This is a genomic window from Amycolatopsis umgeniensis (assembly GCF_014205155.1).
Lineage (GTDB): Bacteria > Actinomycetota > Actinomycetes > Mycobacteriales > Pseudonocardiaceae > Amycolatopsis > Amycolatopsis umgeniensis.
Genome location: NZ_JACHMX010000001.1, coordinates 6281551 through 6307335, shown reverse-complemented (window position 1 = coordinate 6307335; position 25785 = coordinate 6281551). Strand labels below are relative to the sequence as shown.

General features: G+C 68.9%; 21 protein-coding genes. 10 read left to right on the top strand and 11 right to left on the bottom strand.

What is annotated here, in order from left to right; translation table 11 throughout:
• The first annotated feature begins 68 nt into the window (after positions 1-68).
• From paaI to HDA45_RS29545, 3 genes are read left to right on the top strand one after another with little or no spacing between them, the layout of a single operon-like run.
• Positions 69-452, top strand: coding sequence for a hydroxyphenylacetyl-CoA thioesterase PaaI (gene paaI, locus HDA45_RS29555; protein WP_221472601.1), 384 nt, complete (start codon positions 69-71; stop codon positions 450-452).
• A 2-nt stretch (positions 453-454) separates the two neighbouring features.
• Positions 455-1738 (top strand): phenylacetate--CoA ligase PaaK, encoded by a 1284-nt coding sequence (paaK, locus tag HDA45_RS29550; RefSeq protein WP_184900783.1) that lies wholly within the window; start codon positions 455-457, stop codon positions 1736-1738.
• Entirely contained in the window at positions 1735-2328 is a 594-nt protein-coding gene (locus tag HDA45_RS29545) for a TetR-type transcription factor C-terminal domain-containing protein (RefSeq protein ID WP_184900781.1), read from the top strand. Before paaK ends, HDA45_RS29545 begins: the two co-directional genes overlap by 4 nt.
• A gap of 114 nt (positions 2329-2442) precedes the next feature.
• On the opposite strand, the gene HDA45_RS29540 is transcribed toward HDA45_RS29545, so the two are convergent.
• Positions 2443-2721 (bottom strand): hypothetical protein, encoded by a 279-nt coding sequence (locus HDA45_RS29540; RefSeq protein WP_184900779.1) that lies wholly within the window; start codon positions 2719-2721, stop codon positions 2443-2445.
• 126 nt (positions 2722-2847) lie between these two features.
• Between HDA45_RS29540 and HDA45_RS29535 the strand changes: the two genes are divergently transcribed.
• A complete protein-coding gene (locus HDA45_RS29535) occupies positions 2848-3513 on the top strand; it encodes a TetR/AcrR family transcriptional regulator (protein WP_184900777.1) in 666 nt (221 codons plus the stop codon).
• Here the strand turns inward: HDA45_RS29535 and HDA45_RS29530 are convergent.
• Positions 3440-4456, bottom strand: coding sequence for an AraC family transcriptional regulator (locus tag HDA45_RS29530; RefSeq protein WP_184900775.1), 1017 nt, complete (start codon positions 4454-4456; stop codon positions 3440-3442). The two genes, HDA45_RS29535 and HDA45_RS29530, sit on opposite strands and share 74 nt — an antisense overlap.
• An 80-nt stretch (positions 4457-4536) precedes the next feature.
• On the opposite strand from HDA45_RS29530, the gene HDA45_RS29525 reads away from it, so the two are divergent.
• Genes HDA45_RS29525 through HDA45_RS29515 form a run of 3 tightly spaced genes read left to right on the top strand, consistent with a single transcriptional unit; the run spans position 4537 to position 8809 of the window.
• The gene (locus tag HDA45_RS29525; protein WP_184900773.1) at positions 4537-5649 is read left to right on the top strand and encodes a winged helix DNA-binding domain-containing protein; all 1113 of its coding nucleotides are present in this window, start codon (positions 4537-4539) and stop codon (positions 5647-5649) included.
• 53 nt (positions 5650-5702) lie between these two features.
• The gene (locus tag HDA45_RS29520) at positions 5703-7160 is read left to right on the top strand and encodes a flavin-containing monooxygenase (protein WP_184900771.1); all 1458 of its coding nucleotides are present in this window, start codon (positions 5703-5705) and stop codon (positions 7158-7160) included.
• The gene (locus HDA45_RS29515) at positions 7157-8809 is read left to right on the top strand and encodes a GMC oxidoreductase (protein ID WP_184900769.1); all 1653 of its coding nucleotides are present in this window, start codon (positions 7157-7159) and stop codon (positions 8807-8809) included. Before HDA45_RS29520 ends, HDA45_RS29515 begins: the two co-directional genes overlap by 4 nt.
• Positions 8810-8871: 62 nt before the next feature.
• Here the strand turns inward: HDA45_RS29515 and HDA45_RS29510 are convergent, their stop codons facing one another.
• Positions 8872-10365 (bottom strand): carbohydrate binding domain-containing protein, encoded by a 1494-nt coding sequence (locus tag HDA45_RS29510; RefSeq protein WP_184900767.1) that lies wholly within the window; start codon positions 10363-10365, stop codon positions 8872-8874.
• Between the two features lie 162 nt (positions 10366-10527).
• Between HDA45_RS29510 and HDA45_RS29505 the strand changes: the two genes are divergently transcribed.
• A complete protein-coding gene (locus HDA45_RS29505; protein WP_184900765.1) occupies positions 10528-12912 on the top strand; it encodes a helix-hairpin-helix domain-containing protein in 2385 nt (794 codons plus the stop codon).
• Between the two features lie 65 nt (positions 12913-12977).
• On the opposite strand, the gene HDA45_RS29500 is transcribed toward HDA45_RS29505, so the two are convergent.
• A complete protein-coding gene (locus HDA45_RS29500; RefSeq protein ID WP_184900763.1) occupies positions 12978-14708 on the bottom strand; it encodes an acyl-CoA dehydrogenase family protein in 1731 nt (576 codons plus the stop codon).
• 25 nt (positions 14709-14733) lie between these two features.
• Entirely contained in the window at positions 14734-16071 is a 1338-nt protein-coding gene (locus HDA45_RS29495; protein ID WP_184900761.1) for a serine hydrolase, read from the bottom strand.
• 303 nt (positions 16072-16374) lie between these two features.
• On the opposite strand from HDA45_RS29495, the gene HDA45_RS29490 reads away from it, so the two are divergent.
• Positions 16375-18045 carry a DEAD/DEAH box helicase gene (locus tag HDA45_RS29490; protein ID WP_184900759.1) on the top strand — a complete coding sequence of 557 codons (1671 nt, stop codon included), beginning with the start codon at positions 16375-16377 and terminating at the stop codon, positions 18043-18045.
• 199 nt (positions 18046-18244) lie between these two features.
• Here the strand turns inward: HDA45_RS29490 and HDA45_RS29485 are convergent, their stop codons facing one another.
• The 5 genes from HDA45_RS29485 to HDA45_RS29465 all read right to left on the bottom strand — a co-directional run bounded on the left by HDA45_RS29485 (position 18245) and on the right by HDA45_RS29465 (position 23056).
• The gene (locus tag HDA45_RS29485; protein ID WP_184900757.1) at positions 18245-19180 is read right to left on the bottom strand and encodes an acyl-ACP desaturase; all 936 of its coding nucleotides are present in this window, start codon (positions 19178-19180) and stop codon (positions 18245-18247) included.
• Between the two features lie 94 nt (positions 19181-19274).
• The gene (locus tag HDA45_RS29480; protein WP_184900755.1) at positions 19275-20291 is read right to left on the bottom strand and encodes an iron-siderophore ABC transporter substrate-binding protein; all 1017 of its coding nucleotides are present in this window, start codon (positions 20289-20291) and stop codon (positions 19275-19277) included.
• A 27-nt stretch (positions 20292-20318) separates the two neighbouring features.
• Positions 20319-21212 (bottom strand): ABC transporter permease, encoded by an 894-nt coding sequence (locus HDA45_RS29475; protein WP_184900753.1) that lies wholly within the window; start codon positions 21210-21212, stop codon positions 20319-20321.
• A complete protein-coding gene (locus tag HDA45_RS29470; RefSeq protein WP_184900750.1) occupies positions 21199-21981 on the bottom strand; it encodes an ABC transporter ATP-binding protein in 783 nt (260 codons plus the stop codon). Before HDA45_RS29470 ends, HDA45_RS29475 begins: the two co-directional genes overlap by 14 nt.
• 16 nt (positions 21982-21997) lie before the next feature.
• Positions 21998-23056, bottom strand: a complete 1059-nt coding sequence (locus HDA45_RS29465; RefSeq protein ID WP_184900749.1) for an aliphatic sulfonate ABC transporter substrate-binding protein — start codon at positions 23054-23056, stop codon at positions 21998-22000.
• 256 nt (positions 23057-23312) lie between these two features.
• Between HDA45_RS29465 and HDA45_RS29460 the strand changes: the two genes are divergently transcribed.
• On the top strand, positions 23313-24836 hold the full coding sequence (locus HDA45_RS29460; RefSeq protein WP_184906178.1) for a sensor histidine kinase: 1524 nt from the start codon (positions 23313-23315) through the stop codon (positions 24834-24836).
• On the opposite strand, the gene folP is transcribed toward HDA45_RS29460, so the two are convergent.
• Entirely contained in the window at positions 24833-25699 is an 867-nt protein-coding gene (gene folP / locus HDA45_RS29455; RefSeq protein ID WP_184900747.1) for a dihydropteroate synthase, read from the bottom strand. The two genes, HDA45_RS29460 and folP, sit on opposite strands and share 4 nt — an antisense overlap.
• Positions 25700-25785: the final 86 nt, after the last annotated feature.

Here is a 25785-nt window from a genome sequence, read left to right as displayed (position 1 = left end):
CACCCTTTAGCAACCGTCCGTTCGGTCAGTAACTAGGTGGTCCCGGGTTGACTAACGCCGCGCACACGATGTTCGCCGAAGACCTGGCGTCGAACGCGCTGGGCATCGAGCTGATCGAGGCCGCCGAAGGGCACGCGGTCGCCTCCATGAAGATCACCGAGACGATGGTCAACGGCCACGGCATCGCGCACGGTGGCTACGTCTTTCTGCTGGCCGACACGACTTTCGCCTGCGCCTGCAACAGCCATGGCCCGGTCACCGTCGCTTCCGGCGCGGAGATCTCCTTCGTGTCCGCGGGCAAGCTCGGCGACCACCTCATCGCCACCGCCACCGAGCGGACCCGCTACGGCCGCAACGGCATCTACGACGTCACCGTGCACCGGGAGACCCCCGACGGGCCGGAGGTCGTCGCCGAATTCCGCGGCCGCAGCCGCACCATCCAGAAGGCGTGACGATGACTTTCAGCGACGAAGCCGAGAACCTGACCATCGACGAACTCCAGGCGTCGCAACTGGGCCGCCTCCAGTGGACGCTGCGGCACGCCTACGACAACGTGCCGTTCTACACCCGGAAGTTCGACGAGGCCGGCGTCCACCCGGACGACTGCAAGACGCTGGAAGACCTGGTGAAGTTCCCCTTCACCACCAAACAGGACCTGCGCGACAACTACCCGTTCGGCATGTTCGCCGTACCGGAATCGCGGGTGAGCCGGATCCACGCGTCCAGCGGCACCACCGGCAAACCGACCGTCGTGGGCTACACCGCCGAGGACATCGACACCTGGTCGACGGTGATGGCGCGCTCGATCCGCGCGGCGGGCGGACGGCCGGGCGACAAGGTCCACGTCGCCTACGGCTACGGCCTGTTCACCGGCGGCCTCGGCGCGCACTACGGAGCCGAGAAGCTGGGCTGCACCGTGATCCCGGCGTCGGGCGGGATGACCGCGCGGCAGGTGCAGATCATCACCGATTTCAAACCCGAGATCATCATGGTCACGCCGTCGTACATGCTCACGCTGCTCGACGAGTTCGAGAGGCAGGGCATCGACCCGCAGTCGAGTTCGCTCAGGGTCGGCATCTTCGGCGCGGAACCGTGGACCGAGCAGATGCGCACCGAGATCGAGGAGCGCGTCGGCATCGACGCCGTCGACATCTACGGCCTGTCCGAGGTGATGGGGCCCGGCGTCGCGCAGGAATGTGTCGAGACGAAGGACGGGCTGCACATCTGGGAGGACCACTTCTTCCCCGAGGTGATCGACCCGTTCACCGAAAAGCCCACCGGCGCCGAGGGCGAACTGCTGTTCACCTCGCTCACCAAACAGGCGCTGCCGATCATCCGGTACCGCACGCGCGACCTCACCCGGCTGCTGCCGGGCACCGCGCGGCCCGCGTACCGGCGGATGGAGAAGGTGACCGGACGCAGCGATGACATGATCATCCTGCGTGGCGTCAACGTCTTCCCCACGCAGATCGAGGAAGTCGTGCTGGTGACCCCCGCGCTCGCGCCGCATTTCCAGCTCGTCCGGTCCACGAAGGGCCGGATGGACCACCTGACCGTCCGCGTCGAAGCACGCCCGGACGCCAATACCGAGCAGCGCGCCGAAGCCGCCGCCAGGCTGATCGCCGGCGTCAAGGACGGGGTCGGCGTGAGCGTCGGCGTCGAAGTCGTCGATCCGGACACGCTGGAGCGTTCGCTGGGCAAGATGCGCCGCGTCCTCGACGAACGGGACCGCGGGTGACGACCCCCGCCCGCCGGGGGCGCCCCGGCTACGACCTCGAGTCGCTGCTGCAGGTCGCGGTGAAGCTGTTCAACGAACGCGGCTACGACGGCACCAGCATGGAAGACCTCTCGCGCAAACTGGGCATCACGAAGTCCGCGATCTACCACCACGTGCCGAGCAAGGAAGAGCTGCTGCGGCTCGCCGTCGACCGCGCGCTGAACGGCCTGTTCGCCGTCGCTCTGGAGACGGAGTACTTCGAGGGCAAGGCGATCGAGAAGCTGGAGCATCTGGTGCGGGGCAGCGTCCTCGTCCTGGTCGAGCAGCTGCCCTTCGTAACGCTGCTGCTGCGGGTGCGGGGCAACACCAAGATCGAACGGGCGGCGCTCGCGCGACGGCGCGAATTCGACCGGCTCGTGACGGAACTGGTGAAAAGGGCCGAAACCGAGGGCGACGTGCGGCCCGACATCGATCCCGCGGTCACCGCGCGGCTCCTGTACGGCATGGTGAACTCGCTGATCGAGTGGTACCGGCCGCGCCGGGGTTCGGCGGGCACGGAACTGGCGGACGCGGTGTGCAAAATCGCTTTCGACGGCCTGCGGACGCAGTGACGCGCGGGTACCCAGCCGGATCTCACGTGCCTGGAGCACGATCTCGTGTGATTGAAGCCGTAACTCACGTGTCTGGAGCTGTTCCGGCTTCAATCACGCGTGTTCCGGCTTCAGTCACTCCCCCGCCGCCTGCGGGGGTCGCCGCGCCTGCCAGATCAGTGCGTCCCGCAACTGCTGGATGAGCTGCTCGTCGTCGGCCTCCGACGGATCGACACCGAGCGGGATCCACCGTTCGCCGACCTCGTCACCGTTCTCGAAACTGGTGATCACGATTCCCGCGTACGAGACGCATTCGTCCCCGCTGTCACCTTGGATCCGGACGTCACGCTTCTGCAACCGCACACTGACCCACCGGCCGACACGCCGGACCGGATCACGTTCAGCACTGGTCATACGTCCCTACCCATGACACCCGGTCCCCCCGCCCCCAACGTCGCCTCGAAGGCCTCAGGGGTTACCTGCGGGTTGTTCCGGTTCAGTAACGGCAAGTGCCTCACCTGAAACAGTTACGCTCGGCCCATGAGCACCGATCCGGAGACCCGGCGGCGCCGCCTCGATCCGGCCGCCCGGCGCGCCGAGATCCTCGCCGCGGCCCGACGGCTGTTCGGCGCGGGTACGTACGCCTCGGTTTCGACCTCGGACATCGCGAAAGCGGCCGGAGTCGCCAGGCCGCTGATCAACCACTACTTCGGCGGCAAACGCGAGCTGTACCTGGAAGTCGTCCGGCAGATGATGATCGTGCCGGCGCCGGTGATCGAGAACCTGCCCGACACCACCGCCGAGGAGCGGCTGGCGATCAGCGTCGCGCACTGGATCGAGGTCGTCGAGCGCAACCAGCAGGCGTGGCTCACGGCGATCGGCCAGGAGGCCGTCGGCCGCGACCCGGACATCGAGCGCATCATGTTGGAGGGTGACGAGATCGCCGCCGACAGGGTGCTCGCGGCCGCGCTGATGAGCGACATCACCGAGGGCCGCGAGGAGCTCCGCGCGATGATCCGCTCGTACGGCGGGATGCTGCGCGCCGCGTCACGCGAGTGGTTGATCCGTGGCACACTCGGCCGCGAGGAGCTGCGGGTCTTCCTCACCGATTCGATTTTGCATCTGCTGCGGGTCACCTACCCGGCCGTGCTCGCAACGCGTTCCGCCGGGCGTAAGCCGCCGGCGTCATCCCCTTCCAGCGTTTGAAGGCGTAGATGAAACTCGACGCTTCGGCGTAGCCCAGCCGCAGCGCGACGTCTTCCACGCTGAGCGCCCCGGTGTCGAGCATCTCCTCCGCCAGCGCTTGGCGGACCTCGTCCAGCAGCGCGCGGTAGCCGGTTCCGGCCTCGAAAAGCCGTCGTCGCAGCGTGCGCGGGCTGAGCGCGAGGCGCCGCGCGACCTCCTCCATCCCGGCGTCGACACCGCCGAGCCGCACTAGCCGTTCCCTAACCTGCTGGGCGATCCCGGACCGTTCCCGTTTCCGTGACACCAGCAGATCGCATTGCGCGGCGCACACCGCGACGGTCTGGTCGTTGGCCTGCGGCAGCGGTTTGTCGAGGAAGACCGGGTCCAGGGTGGCGACGTGGGACGGCGCGGAGAACGACGGCGCCAGCCCGAAGGTCCGCACGTATTCGTCCACAGTGGAGGGTTTTTCGTGCCGGAAGGCCAGCGACCGCAGGGAGATCTCCGGCAGAATGTCGCGCATCACGGTGTGGATGGCACCGAGATCGCGCAGTACCAGGAACCGGGCGACGTCATCCGGCACGCGGCTGTCGTCCATGACCAGCGCGAGCCGCCCCGCTTCGACGGTCACGTGCGGAATGCAGAAGGTGAAGCTCAGATCCAGGTACCGCAGGGCGAAGCGCATCGCGTCACCCAGCGTCGGGCTGCTGATGCACGCGAAACCGAAGATGCCGAACGCGCTGACGCGGTATCGCCTGCTCAACCGGAGCGCGACGTCGTCACCGCCGCCGAGGCCGCGGACCACCGCGAGTTCCTGGCGCGCGTCGACCTGGCCGTCCACGGGAGCGCGCTCGTAGGGCTCCAGTCCCGTGATGCCGTTCTCGGCCGCGAAGCGGGCCATGAGGACGATGCTCGCCGTGCCGCGCGGGTAGTCCCAGTCCCGGATCACCGGCGGCGGTAGTTCCATGGCCGGGATTATGGATCCCCCGGCGAGAATCGGCGCATTGAGGACCGTAACTGTCCTTGATCCCGATTAGGGTGAGCGGCATGTCCGACACGTTGTTGAGCAGGCGCGCGCTGAACCGCGCCATGCTGGACCGGCAGCTGCTGCTCCGGCGTTCGAAGATGACCGCGCTCGAAGCGGTCGAGCACCTCGCCGGACTGCAGGCGCAGGCACCCAATCCGCCGTACTTCGCGCTCTGGACACGGCTGCACGGCTTCCACCAGGAAGACCTGGCGAACCTGCTGCTGGACAAGAGCGTCGTGCGGATCGCGCTCATGCGCGGCACGGTGCATCTGGTGACGCCTTCGGACGCGCTGGCGTGGCGGCCCATCGTGCAGCCCCTCTACGACCGCTCGGTGCTCGGCAACACCCAGTTCGGCCCCGACATCAAGGGCCTCGACCACCAGGAGATCGCCCGCACCGCCCGCAAACTGCTCGGCGAGCGGCCGCTGTCGTCGGCCGGGCTCGGCGCGGAACTCGCGAAGCACTGGGAGGGCACGGCGCCGTCGTCGCTGGTACACGTCGCGCGGGCACTGCTGCCGCTGGTGCAGATCCCGCCGCGCGGGGTGTGGGGCAAGTCGGGACAGCCGACCTATCAGACGACCGGCGACTGGCTCGGCGCCGAACCGGACGAGTCACTGTCACCCGAAGCGATGTTCAAGCGCTATCTGGCCGCGTTCGGGCCCGCGAGCGTGCAGGACGCGCAGGCGTGGGCCGGGATCACGAAGCTCGGCGACGTCGCCGAGCGGCTGCGGCCGGAGCTGCGGACGTTCCGCGACGAGAACGGACGCGAGCTCTTCGACCTGCCCGAAGCCTCGCGCCCGGATCCGGACACCCCCGCGCCGGCGCGGCTGCTGGGTCCGTTCGACCAGACCGTCCTGTCCTACGCCGACCGCACGCGGGTGATCAGCGACGAGCACCGCAAGGTCGTCATCACGCAGAACGGCCTGGTCAAGGGCACCATCCTGGTCGGCGGGTTCGTGAAGGGCTTCTGGGAGATCAAGGCCGCGAAGAAGGCCGCGACCGTGGTGATCACACCGTTCGAGCGTGTCCCGAAGCGCGACTTGGAGGCACTGGAAAGCTCGGCTCACCAACTCCTGGCCTGGGCCCACCCGAAGGCGGAGTCCCATACGGTCGTGGCCGAAAATCTCGATTGAGTGGCCGGTCGTGCACTTCCGGGCGGGATGAGGGCTGCGTAACTTCGATCGGCATGGGCGAGACGAGCGTGCTGATCGTAGGGACGGGATTCGGCGGGGTCGGGACGGCGATCGAGCTCAAACGCGCCGGATTCGACGACTTCACCATCCTGGAGAGCGCGGACGAACCGGGCGGCGTCTGGCGGGAGAACACCTACCCGGGCGCGGGCTGCGACATCCCGTCACCGCTGTACTCGTTCTCCTACGAGCCCAATCCCGACTGGCCGAAGCGGTTCTCGCTGCAGCCGGACATCCACTCCTACCTCAAACGCGTGGTGCGCCGCTACGGCCTCGAGCCGCACATCCGCTTCGGCACCCGCGTCACCGGCGCGTCCTTCGACGAGGGGCGCGGGCTCTGGCTGGTGGAGACCGCGGGCGACGAAACGTTCGAGGCAAACGTTTTCGTCCCCGCCGTCGGACAGCTTTCGCGGCCGGTCCAGCCGGACATTCCCGGCCAGGACGGCTTCGAGGGCCCCAGTTTCCACTCCGCGCGCTGGGATCACGACGTCGACCTGCGCGGCAAGAAGGTCGCGGTGATCGGCACCGGTGCGAGCGCGATCCAGTTCGTGCCCGAGGTCCAGCGCCAGGCGGGCGAACTGACGGTGTTCCAGCGCACCGCGCCCTACATCATGGCCAAACGGGACACCCGCTACCGGCGCTGGCAGCAGCGGCTGTTCCGGCATCTCCCGGCCACGCAGCTGCTGGGCAGGCTCCGGATCTTCCTGCTCGCCGAGTACGCGACCTACGCGATGACCAAACATCCGCTGCTGGCCAAGGTCTTCGAACTGCGGACGGGTCAGTTGCGCCGCCGTCACATCAAGGACCGGGCGCTGCGCGAGAAACTCACCCCGGACTATCCGCTGGGCTGCAAGCGGATCCTGTTCACCAACGAGTACCTGCCCGCGCTCGCCCAGCACAACGTCGCCGTGGAGACGCGGCGGATCAGCGCGATCACGCCGTCCGGGGTGCTCACCGAGGACGGCGTCGAGCACGAGGCCGACGTCATCGTCTACGGCACCGGTTTCGCGGCGACCGACTTCCTCGGCGAACTCGAGGTGGAGGGTCTCGGCGGGAGGTCGCTGTCGGACGCGTGGAAGGGCGGCGCGCGGGCGTACCTCGGCATGACCGTGCCGGGTTTCCCGAACCTGTTCTGCGTCTACGGGCCCAACACGAACCTCGGCGCGGGCTCCATCATCTACATGATCGAACGGCAGGCACGCTACATCCGCCAGGCCGTCGAACACCTCGCCCGGCCCGAAGTGTCCTATATGGACGTTGTCCCGGAGGTCGAGCAGCGGTACGACGAGGAGGTCCAGCGCCGGCTCGGCGGCAGCGTCTGGTCGGCCTGCGCCAGCTGGTATCGCCAGGAGAACGGCCGGGTCAGCACGAACTGGCCGGGGCTGGTGACCGAATACGACCGTCGCACGAAAACGCTCGACCTCGGCGACTACCGGACGGCGGGACCGCGATGAACTACGACGTGCTGGTGATCGGCTCCGGATTCGGCGGCAGCGTGACAGCGTTGCGGCTCACCGAGAAGGGCTATCGCGTCGGCGTGCTGGAGACCGGCCGCCGGTTCGCCGACGACGAGTTCGCGAAGACCTCCTGGCGGCTGCGGAAGTACCTGTGGGCACCGAAACTGGGTTGCTACGGCATCCAGCGGCTGACCCTGTTGAAGAACACCTTCGTGCTGAGCGGCGCGGGTGTCGGCGGCGGTTCGCTCGTCTACGCGAACACGCTCTACGAACCCCCGGACACGTTCTACGAAGACCCGCAGTGGGCGCACATCACCGACTGGAAGGCCGAACTCGCCCCGCACTACGACCAGGCGAAACGGATGCTGGGCGTGGTGGAGAACCCGCTGGTCACGCCGGCCGACCGCGTACTGCGGGAGGTCGCCGAGGACATGGGCATCGCGCACACCTACCGGCCGACACCCGTCGGCGTCCACTTCGGCGAACGCGACGTCGACCCGTTCTTCGGCGGCGAGGGCCCGCTGCGGAAACCGTGCACGCACTGCGGTGAATGCATGACCGGCTGCCGGGTCGGCGCGAAGAACACGACCGTCAAGAACTACCTGTACCTGGCGGAAAAAGCGGGTACGGAGGTCCATCCGCTGACCACCGCGGTGTCGGTGCGGCCGATCGACGGCGGCTACGCTGTCGACACCGTCCGGACAGGACGGTGGCTGCGCAAACGCAAGCGGACGTTCACCGCTCAGCAGGTCGTGTTCGCCGCCGCTTCCCTGGGCACGCAACGGCTTCTGCATTCGCTGAAGGACTCCGGCACGCTGCCGGACCTGTCACCACGCCTGGGACTGCTGGCCCGGACGAACTCCGAGGCCGTCCTCGCCGCGCGATCCCTTCAGAAGGACACGGACTTCACTCGCGGCGTCGCGATCACGTCGTCGATCCATCCCGACGCCGTCACGCACGTCGAGCCGGTGCGCTACGGCAAGGGCAGCAACTTCATGGGCCTGCTGACGACGGTGCTCGTCGACGGCGAGGCTGGCAAACGCCGCTGGGTGCTGGGCTTGCGCGAACTGCTGCGGAACCGGCGGAACCTGGCGCGGCTGCACAATCCGCGGCGGTGGTCGGAGCGGATGGTCGGGCTGCTGGTGATGCAGACGCTGAACAACTCCGTGACCACGTACACGAAACGCGGGCTCTTCGGCCGCAAGATGACCACGAAACAGGGCATCGGCGACCCGAACCCCGAGTGGATCCCGGCCGGGCACGAGGTCACCCGGCGGGTGGCGGACAAGATCGGCGGGCTGGCGCAGGGCGCCTGGACGGATCTGGCGAACATCCCGATCACCGGGCATTTCATCGGCGGCTGCGCGATCGGTGACAGCCGTCAGACCGGCGTCGTCGACCCGTACCAGCGGGTGCACGGTCATCCGGGGCTGCACATCGCCGACGGTTCGGTGATCTCGGCGAACCTCGGGGTGAACCCGTCGCTGACCATCACCGCACAGGCGGAACGCGCGATGTCGTTGTGGCCCAACAAAGGCGAGACCGACCCGCGCCCGCCGCTCGGCTCCCCGTACCGGCGGCTGTCCCCTGTCGCACCGCTCGAGCCCGTCGTGCCGCCCGAGGCCCCGGGAGCTTTGCGCCGCTGAAATGGAAGGGGCGGGTGCCGTCGCCCGCGCGACGCCGGCACCCGCCCCGGTCTAGCGGATCATCACGGGAGGCCCGCCAGGCCCGCGCTCACCGTGTTCGACCACGCATAGCCCTGGGAGGCGTCCCAGTTGATCGACCAGGTCATCGCGCCCCGGATGGTCGGGTACGTCGCCGCCGGCTTGAACGAGCCGCAGCCGGTGCCCTTCGCCAGGCAGTTCAGCGCGTTGACCGTGTTGCCGGGCGCCTGGTAGCCGCCGCCCGCCGCGGAACCGGAGGCGGGCAGGCCGAGACCGACCTGATCGGCCCGCAGACCGCTCTGCAGCTGGATGCAGGCCAGCGCGGTGAGGAAGTCGACCGTTCCCTGCGAGTAGACCTTCTGGTCGCAGCCGAGCATCGAGCCGCTGTTGTAGTACTGCATGTTGACGATGGTCAGGATGTCCTTGACGTTCAGCGCCAGCTTGAAGTACTCGGCCGCCGGGTTCTGCATGTCGATCGTCTGCGGGGCCATGGTGATGACCGTGCCGCCCGCCGCGTGGATGCTGCGCAGCGCCTGCGCCATGTAGGTCGCGTTGACGCCGTTCTCGAGGTCGATGTCGACGCCGTCGAAACCGTAGGTCGCGATGAGCGACTTCATGCTGTTGGAGAAGTTCGTCGCCGCGGCCGAGGAGTCGACGCGGATCGTGCCCTTCTCGCCGCCGACGGACAGGATGACCTTCTGCCCGCGCGCCTGCGCCGTCTTGATGTCGGCCTTGAACTGCGCGTCGGTGTAGCCGCCGAGCTGGCTCGACAGACCGGAGTCGAGGGTGAAGGTGACAGCGCCCGGCGTGGTCGTCGCGTCGGCGAAGGACACCGCGATGACGTTGTACTTCGTCGGGACGTCGGCGAGCTTGAGCGCCTTCGCACCGTTGTAGAAGTTCTGCCAGTACCCGGTGATCACGTGCTTCGGCAGGTCGCCGGGGTTCGGGTTGGTCGTCGTGGTCGTGGTCGGCGGGTTGCTGGTCGTCGTGGTGGTGGGCGACGACGTCGTGGGTGTCGTGGGTGTCGTGGTCGGCGAGCCGCCGGGGCCGTCGAGGTTGACGTCGTCGGCGAAGTACGCGGGCTGGCCGTACCAGCCGTGCAGGTAGATGTCGACGCTCGTGGTGGACGCGCCGGTGGTGAAGCTCAGCGAGAGCTGCGACCAGCTGCCGGTGCCCGGGGTCCAGGTGTTCTTGTCCCCCGTCCCGGTGCCGGTGACGCCGAGGTAGGTGTAGCTGCCCTGCACCCACGCCGAGAGCGTGTACGCGGTGTTGGCCTTGACCGGCACGCTCTGCGAGCAGCGGGCGTTGTCCTGTCCGGCCGGGGTGGCGCTGAGCGCACGGCTGCCCGAGTGGACCGGCGTGGTGACCACCGAGGACGTACCGGTACAGGTCCAGCCGCTCGTGGTCCCGAGTTCGAAGCCCGGGTTGGTCAGGATGTTGGCGGCCGAGGCACTGCCCGAGACCGCGAAAGTCACCCCCAGGCACACGGCCAGTGACGACAGCAGGGCGAGGAACGCGTGTTTCGGCTTGACTTTCACAGCTGGCCTCCACGAACAGGTGACGTCGGCCACATCAAAATGGTACAGACCAATCCCACTGTCAAGGGTTCGGTTAGAGGAGGCCATACGAAAGTCGGCTCGGCGGAAGCGGCAGAATGCAGGGTCCGAGAGCACCCGAGGGCGGATTTCAGGAGCGTGGGAGTGAGCGTGCAGGGCCTGCAGACAGTCGAGCAGAAGATCGCCGAAGAACTCGGTGTGCGCGAAGGGCAGGTCAAAGCGGCCGTCGACCTGCTGGACGGCGGATCGACCGTGCCGTTCATCGCCCGGTACCGCAAAGAGGTCACCGGGATGCTGGACGACGCCCAGCTCCGCACCCTCGAAGAACGCCTCCGCTACCTGCGGGAACTCAACGAGCGCCGGGTCGCGGTGCTGGAGTCGATCCGCAGCCAGGGCAAGCTCGACGAGGCGCTCGAAGCGTCGATCATGGAGGCGGACACCAAGTCCCGCCTCGAGGACATCTACCTGCCGTACAAGCCCAAGCGGCGGACGAAGGCGATGATCGCCCGCGAGGCCGGTCTGGAGCCGCTCGCCGACGGGCTCATGGGCGACCCGAACACGGACCCGCACGCCGCCGCCGCGGTGTTCGTCGACGCCGACAAGGGCGTCGCGGACGCGCAGGCCGCGCTCGACGGTGCCCGCGCGATCCTCGTCGAACGCTTCGCCGAGGACGCCGACCTGATCGGCGAGCTGCGCGAGAAGATGTGGTCGCAGGGCCGCCTCGCCTCGAAGGTCCGCGACGGCAAGGCCGACGAGGGCGCGAAGTTCTCCGACTACTTCGAGTTCTCCGAGCCGTACACAAAACTCCCCTCGCACCGGATCCTCGCGATGCTGCGCGGCGAGAAGGAAGAAATCCTCGACCTCACGATGGAGTCCGAGGAACCGTCCGACGAGCCGAAGACCGGGCCGACCGACTACGAGACCCGCATCGCGTACAAGTTCGGCATCTCCAACGAAGGCCGCCCCGGCGACAAGTGGCTCGGCGACACCGTCCGCTGGGCGTGGCGGACGAAGATCCTGCTGCACCTGGGCATCGACCTGCGGATGCGGCTGCGCCAGGCGGCCGAGGACGACGCCGTCCGCGTGTTCGCCGCGAACCTGCGAGACCTGCTGCTCGCCGCCCCGGCGGGCACCCGCGCCACGATGGGTCTCGACCCGGGTTTCCGCACCGGCGTCAAGGTCGCCGTCGTCGACGCGACCGGCAAGGTCGTCGGCACCCACGTGATCTTCCCGCATCAGCCCGCCAACAAGTGGGATCAGTCGATCGCCGAACTGGCCGCGCTGTGCGCCCGGCACAAGGTCGACCTGATCTCGATCGGCAACGGCACCGCCTCGCGCGAGACCGACAAACTCGCCGGCGAGCTGATCAAGAAGCACCCGGAACTGAAGCTGACCAAGGCCGTCGTCTCCGAGGCGGGCGCGTCGGTCTACTCGGCCTCGGCGTTCGCGTCGCAGGAACTCCCGGGCATGGACGTCTCGCTGCGCGGCGCGGTCTCCATCGCGCGGCGCCTGCAGGACCCGCTGGCGGAACTGGTGAAGATCGACCCGAAGTCGATCGGCGTCGGGCAGTACCAGCACGATCTGTCCGAGATCTCGCTTTCGCGTTCACTCGACGCGGTGGTCGAAGACTGTGTGAACGCGGTCGGCGTGGACGTCAACACCGCGTCGGCGCCGCTGCTGACCCGCGTCTCGGGCATCACGACGACGCTGGCGGAGAACATCGTGGCGCACCGCGACGAGAACGGCCCGTTCAAGACGCGGACCGGGCTCAAGGAGGTCGCGCGGCTCGGCCCCAAGGCCTTCGAGCAGTGCGCGGGCTTCCTCCGGATCCCGGACGGCGACGACCCGCTCGACTCGTCCTCGGTGCACCCGGAGGCCTATCCGGTGGTGCGGCGGATCCTGTCCTCGACCGGCACCGACCTGCGCGCGCTGATCGGCAACTCGCGGACGCTGCAGGCGTTGAAGCCGTCGGAGTTCGTCGACGACACCTTCGGCCTCCCGACGGTGACCGACATCCTCGCCGAACTCGACAAGCCGGGCCGCGACCCGCGTCCGGCGTTCAAGACCGCGACCTTCGCCGACGGCGTCGAGAAGATCGGTGACCTCAAGCCGGGTATGCGCCTGGAAGGCGTCGTGACGAACGTGGCCGCGTTCGGCGCGTTCATCGACGTCGGCGTGCACCAGGACGGGCTCGCGCACGTCTCGGCGCTGTCGAAGAACTTCGTCAAGGACCCGCGTGAGGTCGTGAAACCCGGCGACATCGTCAAGGTGAAGGTGCTGGAGGTCGACGTGCCGCGCAAGCGGATCTCGTTGACGCTGCGCCTGGACGACGAGCCCGGCAAGCCCGCCCGCGAGCAGGGCGGCAGCGGTCGTGACCGCGGTCAAGGCGGTGGCCAGCGGCAAGGCGGCCAGCGTCAGGGCGGGCAGCGCCAAGGCGGCGGCAACCGCGGTGGCGGCGGCAACCGGGGTGGGAACTCCGGCGGCGGCTCCATGGCGGACGCGCTCCGGAAGGCCGGCTTCGGCAAGTAGCCTCAGAAGTCCGTGAAGGCCTCCTTGAGGGACCCAGGGTCCCTCAAGGAGGCCTTCACGGATCTTTACGGGTTCATCGCGTAGGCACCGGAGAGATCGCGGACGAGGGCCCACACGTGATCGAAGCGGGCCGCGTCGACGACGGGCTTCCGGATCGAAGCCAGCGCGAGCGACTGCTGCGCCTCGGTCGAGGAAGACTTCCCGTGCAGGTCGATCGCGGCGACGCTGAAGTCCTGCACCAGGACGCCGAAGATCTGGTCGACGACCTCGGTCTCGATACCGGTGATCTCCGCCTGCTCCAGCACCAGCTGCCCGTACACGACCAGTGTGAACAGCTCGGTGAGCGCGAGCCCGAAGTCGAGGTCCTGCTGCTGCGCCTCGTCCGGGGCGGCGTCGGTGAACAGCTTCACCAGCGCCTCGGCCTGCTCGGTGAACCGCGCGACGTTCGGGATCGCGGACGCCTTGGCGTAGGCCTCACGCCAGTCGTGGAACCGCACCTTGGACAGCCCGCGCGCGGGGCCCTGGCGGAACAGGAACTCGTCGTCGGCAGCGTCGGAGCGCGTCGGCACCGGCTCGTACGCCTGCGGCGCGAACAGGTACGCGGGCACGAACTTCGCGATCAGCGCGAGGTTCACCGCCACGGTGCCTTCCAGCTTCGGCAGGCCGTCGATGTCGTTCTTGGACATCGCGAGATACGTGTCGGCCTCGAAACCCTTGGCCGCCACCACATCCGCGACCAGGCCGATGACCTTCTGCGCCTCGGTGGTCACCTTCATCTTGGTGATCGGGTTGAACAGCAGGTAGCGGCGGTCGTCCGCGTTCGCGCTGCGGAAGTAGTCCACGGCGCGGTCGGAGAACAGCTTCATCGCGACGAGCCGCGCGTACGCCTCGACGAATCCCCTGCGCACGTGCGGGAAATCGGTGACCTTCTTGCCGTAGAGCACCCGGTTGTGCGCGTGGGTGATCGCCTCGTACAGCGAGTGCGTCGACATCCCGATGCCGCCGAAGCACAGGTTGAACTTGCCGATGTTGACCGTGTTCAGCGCGGCGCTGAACGCTTCCGCGCCGACGTGGAGAATGTCCTCTTCGGACACCGGGTAGTCGTTCAGCTCGAACTCGGCGACGTACATCTGGGACGGGACGACGTTCTTCACCACGCGGTAGTTCGGGTGTTCCGCGTCGGCGTAGAAGAACACGTACTGGTCCGGGCCCTCGACACCGTCGATGCGGCCGAACACCGACACCGTCCGCGCGCAGTTCCCGTTGCCGATGTAGTACTTGGAGCCGTTCGCGCGGTAGCCACCGTCACCGTCCGGGGTGAGCACGAGGTCCGACGAGTAGATGTCGGCGCCGTGTTCCTTTTCGGACAGTCCGAACGCGGCGACGCCGCCCGCCGCGAGCGAGTCCGCCGCGCGTTTGCGGGCGGCCTCGTTCGCGCTCTGCCACACCGGGCCGAGGCCGAGGATGGTGACCTGCCACGGGTACCAGTAGTTCAGCCCGTAGAAACCGAGGATTTCCGACAGGGCGGCGACCCGCGCGGTGTCCCAGCGCTTGTCGGGGTTCCCGTCGGCGTCGGCGCCGGGAGTGAGGAACGTGGAGAACAGGCCTTCCTTGCCCGCGAACTCGATGAAGTCCGCGTAGAAGGTCTGAGCGTGGTAGTCCTCGACGAGCTTGCGCTTGCCGCGCTGTTCGAACCACTCGATGGTGGCGCGGAGCAGGCGACGCGTCTCCGGGTCGAACTGCCGTGGGTCGTACCCACCCGGGTTCAGCAACAACGCGGTCGCCTTTTCGCTCATAATCACTCCTGGTCAGCCGAAGTTACTACCCGGTAACCGTAGCGCGCCGCTTCGCCGTCCTGCCACCGAACTCGACCGAAGTCACCCGTCCACGCTCGTCACGCAGGAAGCGCGCACTGGCGGCACGGGTGTCGGCGGCGGGAGCGATCGCGTCGTCGGCGACGAAAACCGCTTCGAACGGAGGCGGTGACGGGAAGTCCTCGACGTCGGCGACCATCTGGGCCCAGAGCGCGCCGTCGCGGTCGGTGACCTCGAACGCGAGCTGCCCGGTCTCGTAGCGGCCGGTGTACTCGGCCAGCGACGGCGAAGACAGCGGCGGCAGGCTCTCGACCGGGGGCACGCCGACCAGGTGTTCCAGGCACCAGTCGACGACGTTCCGCCCCAGCGCCGCACCGCCCGCGCTGTTGGTCAGCACGGTGACCGCGAAGTCCTCCTCCGGCAGCGTGACGAACTCCGAGAGCTGCAGGTTGCTGACGTTGCCGCCGTGCCGCACGAGCCGGGCGGCCCCGTGCGTGGTGTGCAGCCAGCTCAGCCCGACCTCTTCGAACCGCAGCGCGGCCTTGCGCTGCGGCGTCCGCATGAGGTCACGTGTCTCGGCACTGAGCGGCGGTTCGCCCGCCGACTCCCCGGCCAGGAAGAACCGGGCCCATTTCAGCTGGTCCGCCACGGTGGACCACAGGCCGCCGCTCGCGCTGTCCGCACGGGTCAGGCCGACGGTGTGCGCGACCGAAGCCTCGCCGTCGGTGACGAAGTGGCCGACGGCGTGACGCCGGGTGAGCACCTCCCACGGCAGGTAATACGACTCGGTCATGCCGAGCGGCTCCAGCAACCGGGTGCGGACCAGGTCCTCGAAGGCACTGCCCGAAACGACCTCCGCGACGCGCCCGGCCAGCTGGAACCCCGCGTTGCAGTAGGAGAAGACCTCGCCGGGCGGGAAGATCTGCGGCAGGTCACCGAACTGCCCGACCGCCCTGGCCAACGCGTCGTCGCCCCAGCCGGTGTCGAGGTCGACGTCGCCGAGGAACCCGGCCGAATGCGTGAGCAGATGCCGCACCGTCACCGTCTTCCGCGCGACCGGATCGGCGAGTTCGAGCCCCGGAAGGTACTCGACGACAGGTTTGTCCAGGTCCAGCACGCCATCTTCGACCAGCGACAGCAACGCGGCCGCGGCGAACGTCTTGCTCGTCGAGCCGATCATGAACAGCGTTCCGGCGTCGACCGGCAATCCGGTGTCCACACTGGACACCCCGGTGGTGAACACCGACTCCCGCCCGCGGTGCAGCACTCCCACCGCGGCGCCGGGAACGCCGGCTTCACGCGCTCCCTCGTCGAGCACCACCTGTAGTTCCTGAACGTCCGACACCCGTGTCCCCTTTCGTCTGGTCCCGCCAGCGTTCCATCGCGCCGAGACCGGGGACTGGTGAAAATCGACGAACATCGGCCGCCCGCTTCGTCGCGGCAGGCAAGCGGTGACCGGGGTGCGGGCGATATCACGTAGCCCCGGAGATCACGACCCAGTACACTGGAGTCGCGGTCCGCTCAGTTCTGCCTCGGGCCGCGTTTCGTTGTCGAAGACCACGCGCCGCGACCCCCGAGGTCTGCGCCGGGCAGGACAACCGTTCCTATTCTTACGGAGACACCAGGGCGCACACGCGCCCATACGCTTATGAGCACACCTACTTTCACCGAACTCGGCCTGCCCGAAACCCTCGTCGACGCGCTCGCCGAACAGGGCGTCACCAGCCCGTTCCCGATCCAGGCCGCCACGCTGCCGCATTCGCTGGCGGGCCGGGACGTCCTCGGCCGCGGCCGCACCGGCTCCGGCAAGACCTACGGCTTCGTGCTGCCCGTCCTCGCCCGGCTCGCCGCCGGCCCGACGCGGCGCCGTCCCGGCCGCCCGCGTGCGCTGGTACTGGCGCCGACCCGCGAACTGGCCACCCAGATCGAGGCGTCGTTCCTGCCGCTCGCGAAGCCGCTCGGCCTCAAGGTCACCACCGTTTTCGGTGGCGTGAGCCCCAACCCGCAGATCACCCGGCTGCGTGACGGCGTCGACATCGTCGTCGCCTGCCCCGGCAGGCTCGCCGACCACATGCGCTCGGGCGAGGCGAAGCTCGACCACATCGAGATCACCGTGCTGGACGAGGCCGACCACATGGCCGACCTCGGCTTCCTTCCCGACGTCCGGCGCATCATGGCCGAGACCCCCGAGCGCGGGCAGCGGCTGCTGTTCTCCGCGACCCTCGACGCGGGTGTCGACGTGCTGGTCAAGCGCTTCATGCACGATCCGGTCACGCACAGCGTCGACTCGGCCCAGTCGCCGGTCTCGACCATGAAGCACCACGTGCTGCACCTGGAAGAGACCCACCGGCTGCCGGTGCTGATCGACCTCACCGCCGCGCCGGGCCGCACGCTGGTGTTCACCCGCACGAAGCACCGCGCCAAGCAGCTGACACGCAAGCTCATGGCCTCCGGTGTCCCGGCGGTCGAACTGCACGGCAACCTCGGCCAGACCGCGCGGACGCGCAACCTGGAGGCCTTCGCCTCCGGCGCGGCGAAGACGCTGGTCGCGACCGACATCGCCGCCCGCGGTATTCACGTCGACGACGTCACGCTGGTCATCCACGCCGACCCGCCGGTCGAGCACAAGGCGTACCTGCACCGTTCGGGCCGCACGGCACGCGCCGGCGCCTCCGGCACCGTCGTCACGCTGATGACCGACGCGCAGGTCGGCGACGTCCGCGATCTCACCCGCAAGGCGGGGATCAAGCCGACCACGACGCAGCTCGGCCCCGGCCACCCGCTGCTGTCGGAGCTGGCCCCCGGCGAGCGTTCGTTCACCGCGTCGCCGCGGCGGCCGATCGTGGACACGCGTCCGAAGAAGGTCACCGCCAGTGGCGAGGCCATCCGCGGCAAGGGCGAGGAAGAAGAGCGCCCCGCCAACCGGGCTCCCCGGACCGGTCGGGGCCGGGGCCCCTCCGCCGGTGGCCGTGGTGCTTCCGGTGGCGGCCGGGGCTCCTCCGGCGGCCGGGGCCGCAGTGGCTCCTCGGAAGGCCGTTCGCGTCAGCCGCGCGCCGAAGGCGACCGCCGTGGCGGCTCTTCCGCCGGTCAGGGCCGTCGTGCGGCCGAGACCACCGGACGTCGCGAAGGCGCGCCCAAGGGCGGGCAGGCTCGTCGCGGCGCTTCCGAACCCCAGCCGCGCCGAGGCTCCGGTGCCGCCGGGTCGCAATCAGGCAGGTCCCAGTCCTCGCGGAACCAGTCCGGTGGCGCTCCGGCCCGTCGCGGCGGTGCCGCCGCGTTCTCCGCGGGCACCCGCGCGGGTGGCCGCCGCTCCCGCTGATCCGCCTTCCATCACGCGAGTTCCGCCTCCAATCACACGAGTCCCGCCACTAATCACGCGTAGTCCGTCGCTCGACACGGCGTCGCCGAGCCCGCTCGGCGTGCGGCACGGCGGATCTCGCGTGATTGGGGGCGGGACTCGCGTGATTGGGGGCGGGACTCGCGTGATTGGGGGCGGGACTCGCGTGATTGGGGGCGGGTTACGCGTGTCGGGCGGCGGCGCGGGCTTCCGCGGCGGCCCGGCGCTCTTCGAAACGTGAGGCCTGGGTGTCGAGCGCCTTGAGGAACTGGTCGAGTTCGTCCCGCGCCTTCTCCCCCACCTCGCCGAGCCCTTCCAGCTCGAAGACCTTCCACTGCCGCAGCAGCGGCCAGATCACCTCGTCGTGATGGATCCGCAGGTCGTAGATACCCGCCTTCGCGATCAGCGCGGCCTTCCGCACGAAGCTCGGGATCACCGCGCCCGGCATCTGGAACTGGACGACCTCGTCGGTGATCGCGCGCATCATCGCGTCGGGTGAAAGCTGCAACGACGCCTGCACCAGGTTCCGGTAGAAGATCATGTGCAGGTTCTCGTCCATCGCCACCCGCGCGAGCAGCTTCTCGCACAACGGATCCTGCGTGTACTTGCCGGTGTTGCGGTGCGAAAGCCGCGTCGCGAGTTCCTGGAACGACACATACGCGAAGACGTTCAGCAACGCCTTGTCGCCGCTGTCGTACCCGGCCTGCATGGTCTGCATCCGCGCCCGCTCCAGCTCGACGGGGTCCACCGCGCGCGTCACCAGCAGATAGTCGCGGATGCAGATGCCGTGACGGCCTTCTTCGGCGGTCCAGCGGTGCACCCACGTGCCCCACGCGCCGTCGCGGCCGAAGGCGCGCTCGATCTCGCGGTGGTAGCTCGGCAGGTTGTCCTCGGTGAGGAGGTTGACCTCCAGCGAGGTCCGCGCGATCGGCGACACCCGCGACTGCTCGGGATCCCAGGGCTCGCCGCCCAGCTCGGCGAAGTTCTTGCCCTCGCTCCACGGCACGTACTCGTGCGGCATCCATTCCTTGGCGACCCCGAGATGCCGGTTGAGGTTCTCCTCGACCGTCCCCTCGAGCTCGAGCATCAGCCGGGTGCTTTCGGGGACCGTTGTCATGCGTTTCGTCCTTCCGGGGTACGGAAAACGCCTACCTACGACACCGTAACTTACGGTGTCGTAGGTCGACCAGGCGCGGAAGGTGAACGACCCGCTACGACCCCGGGACCGCCGCGAGCTTCGGTACCAGCTGCTCGATCGCGTAAGGGATGCTCAGCACGGTGTTGAACGAGATCGCGGCCCCCACCGGCGGATTGTCGTAGGTGATGAACAGATCCCGCTTGTCAGCCGACACCTTCAGCTTCCCGTACACCGGATCCGCCCGCACCCTGGCTTCCGCGCCGGTGTCGGAGTTCAGCCACACCAGGCGATCCGCGTCGAACAGGTCGAACCGTTCCGAAGTGACGTCGACGACGTTCTTCTCCGGTTTGCTCTGCGCCTTGACCGGTTCGAAGGGCCGGAAGCCCAGCTCGGTCATGAAGATCATCTTCGGATCGGTCGTGGTGAACGCCGAGAACTTGCCCGCCTCGAAGGTGTCGGCGACGACCATCGACAGCTTCGCGAACTCCGGGTGCGCGGCCCGCGCCTGCGCGAACTGCCGGTCGATCCCGGCAATCAGGTCGTCCGCCTTCTGCGCGAGCCCGAGCGCGCGCCCCACCATCCGGGTCGTCTCCTGCCACGGCGCCGCGTAGTCCTCGTACTTCGGCGGCTGCGCGACGACGGGCGCGATCTGGGAGAGCTTGTCGTACTGCTCCTTCTTCATGCCGCTGTACTGGGCGAGGATCAGCTCCGGCTTCAGTGCGGCGATCTTCTCGAGGTTGTAGTCGTCGCGTTCGCCGACGATCTCCGGCCGCTTGTCACCCCAGAGGGCCTGGGTCCACGGCCACTTCCCGTACGGGCGCTCCTTGAACCAGTCGACGGCGCCGACCGGCCGGATCCCCAGCGCCAGCACCGCGTCGTGGTCGGACAGGCCGAGCGTGACGATCCGCGACGGCTGCCGCTCCACCGTGGTCGACCCGTACTTGTGCTCGACGGTCACCGGGAAGGTGCCCCGTGCCTCCGGCGGGACCAGGGTCTCGTCGACGGACTGCGAAGACCCGCATCCGGCCACCAGCAAGGACATCATCAGCGCGGTCAGGATCGCCTTGACCCGCACACCCACATCGAACATGCGGGTAAGGCTAGCCTGACCAAAGTCCTAAAGGGACGCCGTGAGACCACGAGCACGCAGGACCGAACGCTCCAGCGGGCGGAACACCAGCAATTCGATGCCGACGCCGACCAGCAGGATCAGGAAGATCGCCGAGATCACGCCTTCCATGCTGTTGAACGACGAGCCTTCGTTGAGATACGCGCCGAGGCCCTTGCCCAGCGCCGGGGACAGCGCGATCAGCTCGGCGGCCATCAGCGAACGCCACGAGAACGCCCAGCCCTGTTTGAGTCCCGCCAGGAAACCGGGCAGCGCGGCGGGCAGGAGGATGTGCCGGGCCGAGGACAGCCTGTTGGCCCCCATCACCTGCCCGACCCGAGGCAGGATCGGCGGGATCTGGTCGATACCCGAGACGAGACCGTTCGCGATCGACGGGACCGAACCCAGCAGGACGACGAAGTAGATCGAGGCGTCGTTCAACCCGAACCACAGGATCGCCGCCGGCACCCACGCCACCGACGGGAGGCTTTGCAGCCCGGTCAGGAACGGCCCGACCGCGGCGCGGACGAGGCGGACCTTCGCCACCAGCAGGCCGAGCGGGGTCCCGATGACCACGCCGATGAGAAAGCCCAGCGCGGCGCGGTGCACCGACGTCCAGACGAACTCGAAGATCTCTCCGGTGCTCGTGATGTCGACGAGCTCGTCCCACACCGCGAGCGGCGCGGGCAGCATCGACTCCGACCAGAACGCGGCGGCCCACAGGATCTGCCACACCACGACCAGCAGGACCAGGAAGAGCAGCGGCGGCACGAAACCGCGCAGGAACCGCTTGCCCCGGCCCTCCCGGCGTTCGCCGGCGGGCGTGTCGAGTGAGTCGAGCCCCGCGCCGACGGCCTCGTCGGCGTCTTCCACCGCGGTGTCGGGGCGGTCAAGCCGCGGCATGGGTACTGATCACCTCCCGGAGGTGACCGGTGATCTCCAGCGTCAGCTCTTCGGCGTCGGAGGCCTGGACGTCGCGCCATTCCCGCACGACCCGGCCCGGCCGCGACGAGAGCAGCACGACCCGCTGCCCGAGCCGGACGGCCTCGCGGACGTCGTGGGTCACGAACAGCACCGACGTGCCGGTGCTGCGGTAGACGCGCAGCAGTTCGCCCTGCAGGACGTCGCGGGTGATGGCGTCGAGCGCGGCGAACGGCTCGTCCATCAGCAGCAGCGACTGCTCCGGGTCACCGCCGACACGCAGGGTCGCGGCCAGCGCCCTGGCGAGCGCGACCCGCTGCCGCATCCCGCCGGACAGCTCGTGCGGCCGCTTGTCGCCCGCTCCGCCGAGGCGGACGAGCTCAAGCAGTTCAGCGGCCTTCTCACGGCGCTCTGTCCGGCCGAAACCGGCGAGACGCAGCGGGAGTTCCACATTGCGGGCCGCGGTCAGCCACGGCATCAGCGCGGCTTCCTGGAACATCACCGCGGGACGGGAGGTCTCGAGCGTGATCGAGCCCGACGTCGGCCGGTCGAGGCCGGCGACCAGGTTCAGCAGCGTGCTCTTGCCGCAGCCGGACGCGCCGAGCAGACAGACGAACTCGCCGGGGGCGACCGTCAGATCCATCCCGTCGAGGGCCACGACGGCGCGGCCGGTGGGGCCGAACGCCTTCCGGACCCCGTCGAGACGCACGGCGACACCGGTGGACAGGCCGGGCTCCAAGGTGGTCGTCATCGCTGATCCCCTCCGGTCACTTCGTCAGCCCGGGCGCGTCCACGCCGGGCTTGCCCTGCTCTTTGAGCACGGCGTTGAGCGGGCCGAAATCGGCGAACCCCTTGAGGTCCACCGCGGACTTCACCACGCCGGCGGTCACCGAGTCCTTCGCGAGCTGGGCGAAGGTCGACGCCACCGGATCGATGCCGAGTTCGATGCCGGAGAACGCGCGGTCGAGAACGGCCTCGTTCAGTGTGCTGCCCGCGAGTGCCTTGAGTTCTCCGTTGACCACCTTCTTCGCCTCCGCGGGGCTGGTCTTCGCCCAGTCGATGGCGGCGAGTTCACCCTTGAGGATGGCGGTGACGGTCTCCGGGTGCTGCTGCAGGAACTCGCTGCGGACGATCACGACGGTGGTCGGGAACTTGCCTTCCGGCCACAGGGTCTTCTCGTCCAGCAGTACCTTCGCGCCCGCGTCCAGCACCAGCCGTGACGACCACGGCTCCGGCAGCCAGCCGCCGTCGAGCTCGCCCTTCTTGAAGGCGTCGAACGTCTTCGGGTTGTCGAGGTTGGTGATCTTGACGTCGGGCAGCTTCTTTTCGGCGATGAACTTCTTGAGCGCGACGTCCTGGGTGTTCGCGAGCGACGGCGTCGCGATGTTCTTGCCGGTGAGCTGCTCGGGCGTGGTGATCTCGGGCTTCACCACGAGCTGCGCGCCGCCGGTGACCGCGCCGGAGACGAGCTGGATGGCGCCCTTGGACTTGGTGAAGGCGTTGATCGCCGGGCCGGAGCCGATGAAGGCGATGTCGAGCGAGTTGCCGAGCAGCGCGTTGACCTCTTCGGGCCCGGCGTTGAACGTCTGGGTGGTGAGCTTCGTCGAGCCGAGTTCCTTGGCGAAGAAGCCGTTCTTCACGCCGATCAGCGCGGGCGCGTGGGTCACGTTCGGGAAGTACCCGACGCGCACCTCGCCCGCGGCGCCCTGGCTCTTCTGCTCCGCCGGTGCGCCGCTGTCCGCGCGTGAACACCCCGCGATACCGCCGGCCAGGGTCAGGGCGGCGAAGGCCGCGGCCAGCAAGCGTGTTCTGTGGTGGGTGCTCACGGGGAGTCGCCTTTCGGGGATACAGCTCGGCCTCGGGTGGTGGCCGCGAGAGTCGCATGTTCACCCACCTGCCTGCATCGCCATCCGGATGACGGGAAAGATGCTGAGAAACCTTGACACCAGGCGGACCTGTTGTTCCACATGTCAGGACAGGCGTCCCAGCGCCGCGTCCCCCGAGCAGGCGTCCTCCCGGTGTAACGGTCCGGGCCGAACGGGCGAATCACGCTTAGTGGTGACCCACCCTCGGACCGTCGCGATGGCGGGCGTCCTCACAGCGGGCATCGGGATGGGCGTGCTGGCGATGACGCTCAAGATCGCCGACGGCACGCACACCGTGCTCGACACCACCCTGTCGACGGCGACGGGGTTCCTCTTCCTCCTCGCCGGCGCCGTGGCGCACGTGCGCCGCGCCTCGAACCCCATCGGCCTGCTCATCGCGCTGGCCGGGCTCGCGTTGTTCTGCGAAGACCTGCAGTTCGCCGGGGACCCCCTCGCGCACACCGTCGGATTGGCGCTGACGGCCGCGTCCAGCCCGGTGATCGCGCATCTCGTGCTCGCCTTCCCCCACGGGACGCTTCGGTCCCGCTGGGAGCGCGTCCTCGCCCTCTCCGCGTACGCCGTGGTCTTCGGGGCGGCCGTCCTCGGACTGCTGGTCAACGACGATCCGAAGAACCTCGCCGCGATCGCGGCCTCCCCGGAGGCCGAACAGCTGGTCAAACGCCTGCTCGAACTGGTCGGCGCGCTGATCGGCGGCGGTGTCGTCGTGGTGCTGCTCTACCGCTGGCTCGCCGGACGGCTCCCGCAGCGGCGGCTGCTCTCCCCGGTCGTCGCGATCGCCGTGATCGGCGCGGTGAGCACCACGGTCGGCAGCGCGCTCGGCTCCGGGCATCCGGTCTCCGATCCGCTGCTGGACGTGTACCGGATCTCGTTCTGCCTGTGGCCGCTGGCGTTCCTGGTCGGGGTGCTGCGGGCGCGCGTCGGCAACGCGGAGATGATCCGGCTCCTGCTGGAACGCGACGGCTCGGGGCTGGCCGCGCTCGTGCAGGACGACGAGGTGTGGAAGGACAGCCGGTCGATCGACGCGCTCAACGCCGCCGCCGGGCTGGTGCTGGACAACCAGCGCCTCGCCGCGGAACTGGAGGAACGTCTCGTCGAGGTCCAGGCCTCCCGTGCCCGCATCGTCGCCGCCGCCGACGACGAGCGGCGGCGCGTCGAACGGGATCTGCACGACGGGGCGCAGCAGCGGCTGGTGAGCATCGTGCTGCTGCTGCGCATGGCCGAACGCCGGCTCGGGAACGACCTCACTCCGGCCGTCGGGACCCTGCTGGCCGGCACCATCGACGAACTGCAGGCCACCATCACCGAGTTGCGGGAACTCGCGCGCGGGCTGCGGCCCCCGATCCTCACCGAAGCCGGGCTGATCCCCGCCGTCCGGTCACTGCTGGACCGGATCCCGCTCGCCGTCGACCTCGCGGGCGCGGACGTGCCCAGGCTCAGCGGCGCCGTCGAGGCGACGGCGTACTTCGTCGTGTCGGAAGCCGTCACCAACGCCCTGAAACACGCGCAGGCGCGGGAAGTCCGCGTGTGCATCGGTGTCGAGGAGGACGGCCTGCGGGTGGACGTCCACGACGACGGCACCGGCGAGGCCGACATCGACGGCGGCTCCGGGCTGCACGGCCTGCGCGACCGTGTCCGCGCGCTCGGCGGTGAGCTCACCGTCCTCGGCGAGCCGGGTACCGGCAGCACGGTGTCCGCGGTGATCCCGCTGGGCAGCGCCTAGGCAAGCCCTCGGATCGCGCGCGTGGGCGGCCGTGTCCCCTGGATCGACGCGATCATCTCCAGCACCTGCCGGGTGCGCTTCACCTCGTGCACCCGGAACACCTTCGCGCCCTCCGCCACGGCCCAGGCCGTGGCGGCGAGGGTGCCGTCCACCCGCTCCGCGAGTTCCACGCCGAGCGTCTCCCCGACGAAGTCCTTATTGGACAGTGCCATCAGCACCGGCCAGCCGGTGCCGGCCAGTTCCCGCGCGTGCCGCAGCAGCGCCAGGCTGTGCCACGTGTTCTTGCCGAAGTCGTGGGTCGGGTCGATCAGCACGCCCTCACGAGGGACACCGAGCGCGACGACGGCCTCGGCGTGCGCCGTCGTCTCCGCGACGACCTCGGCGACGATGTCCGGATAGCGCACCCGGAACGGGCGGGTGCGCGGAACGGCGTTCCCGGTGTGCGAGCAGACGTAACCGGTGCCGAACTCGGCCGCGACCTCGGCCAGCTTCGGGTCGGCCCCCGCCCAGGTGTCGTTGATCAGATCCGCGCCCGCTTCCGCCGACCGCCTGCCCACCTCGTGACGCCAGGTGTCGACGCTGATCACCAGGTCGGGGTGCAGTTCGCGGATCCGCTCGACGAACGGGACCACCCGTCGGATCTCTTCCTCGACGCCGACGTCGGCACCGGGTCCTGCCTTCACCCCGCCGATGTCGACGATGTCGGCCCCCTCCTCCACCGCCCGAGCGACGGCGGCGAGCGCGTCCGGATCCGAGAAGGTCGCGCCCTTGTCGTAGAAGGAATCCGGGGTGCGGTTGACGATCGCCATGACCAGGGCGCGGTCCCGGGCGACGCGGCGCCCGCGGAAGGTCAGCTCGTTCACGTACCGATCGTAGGCGAGCAAGAGTTCGCGAAGGAGAGTGCCGCCCAGCGGGAAGAGATCGGATCTTTCTTGACTCGACGTCGAAC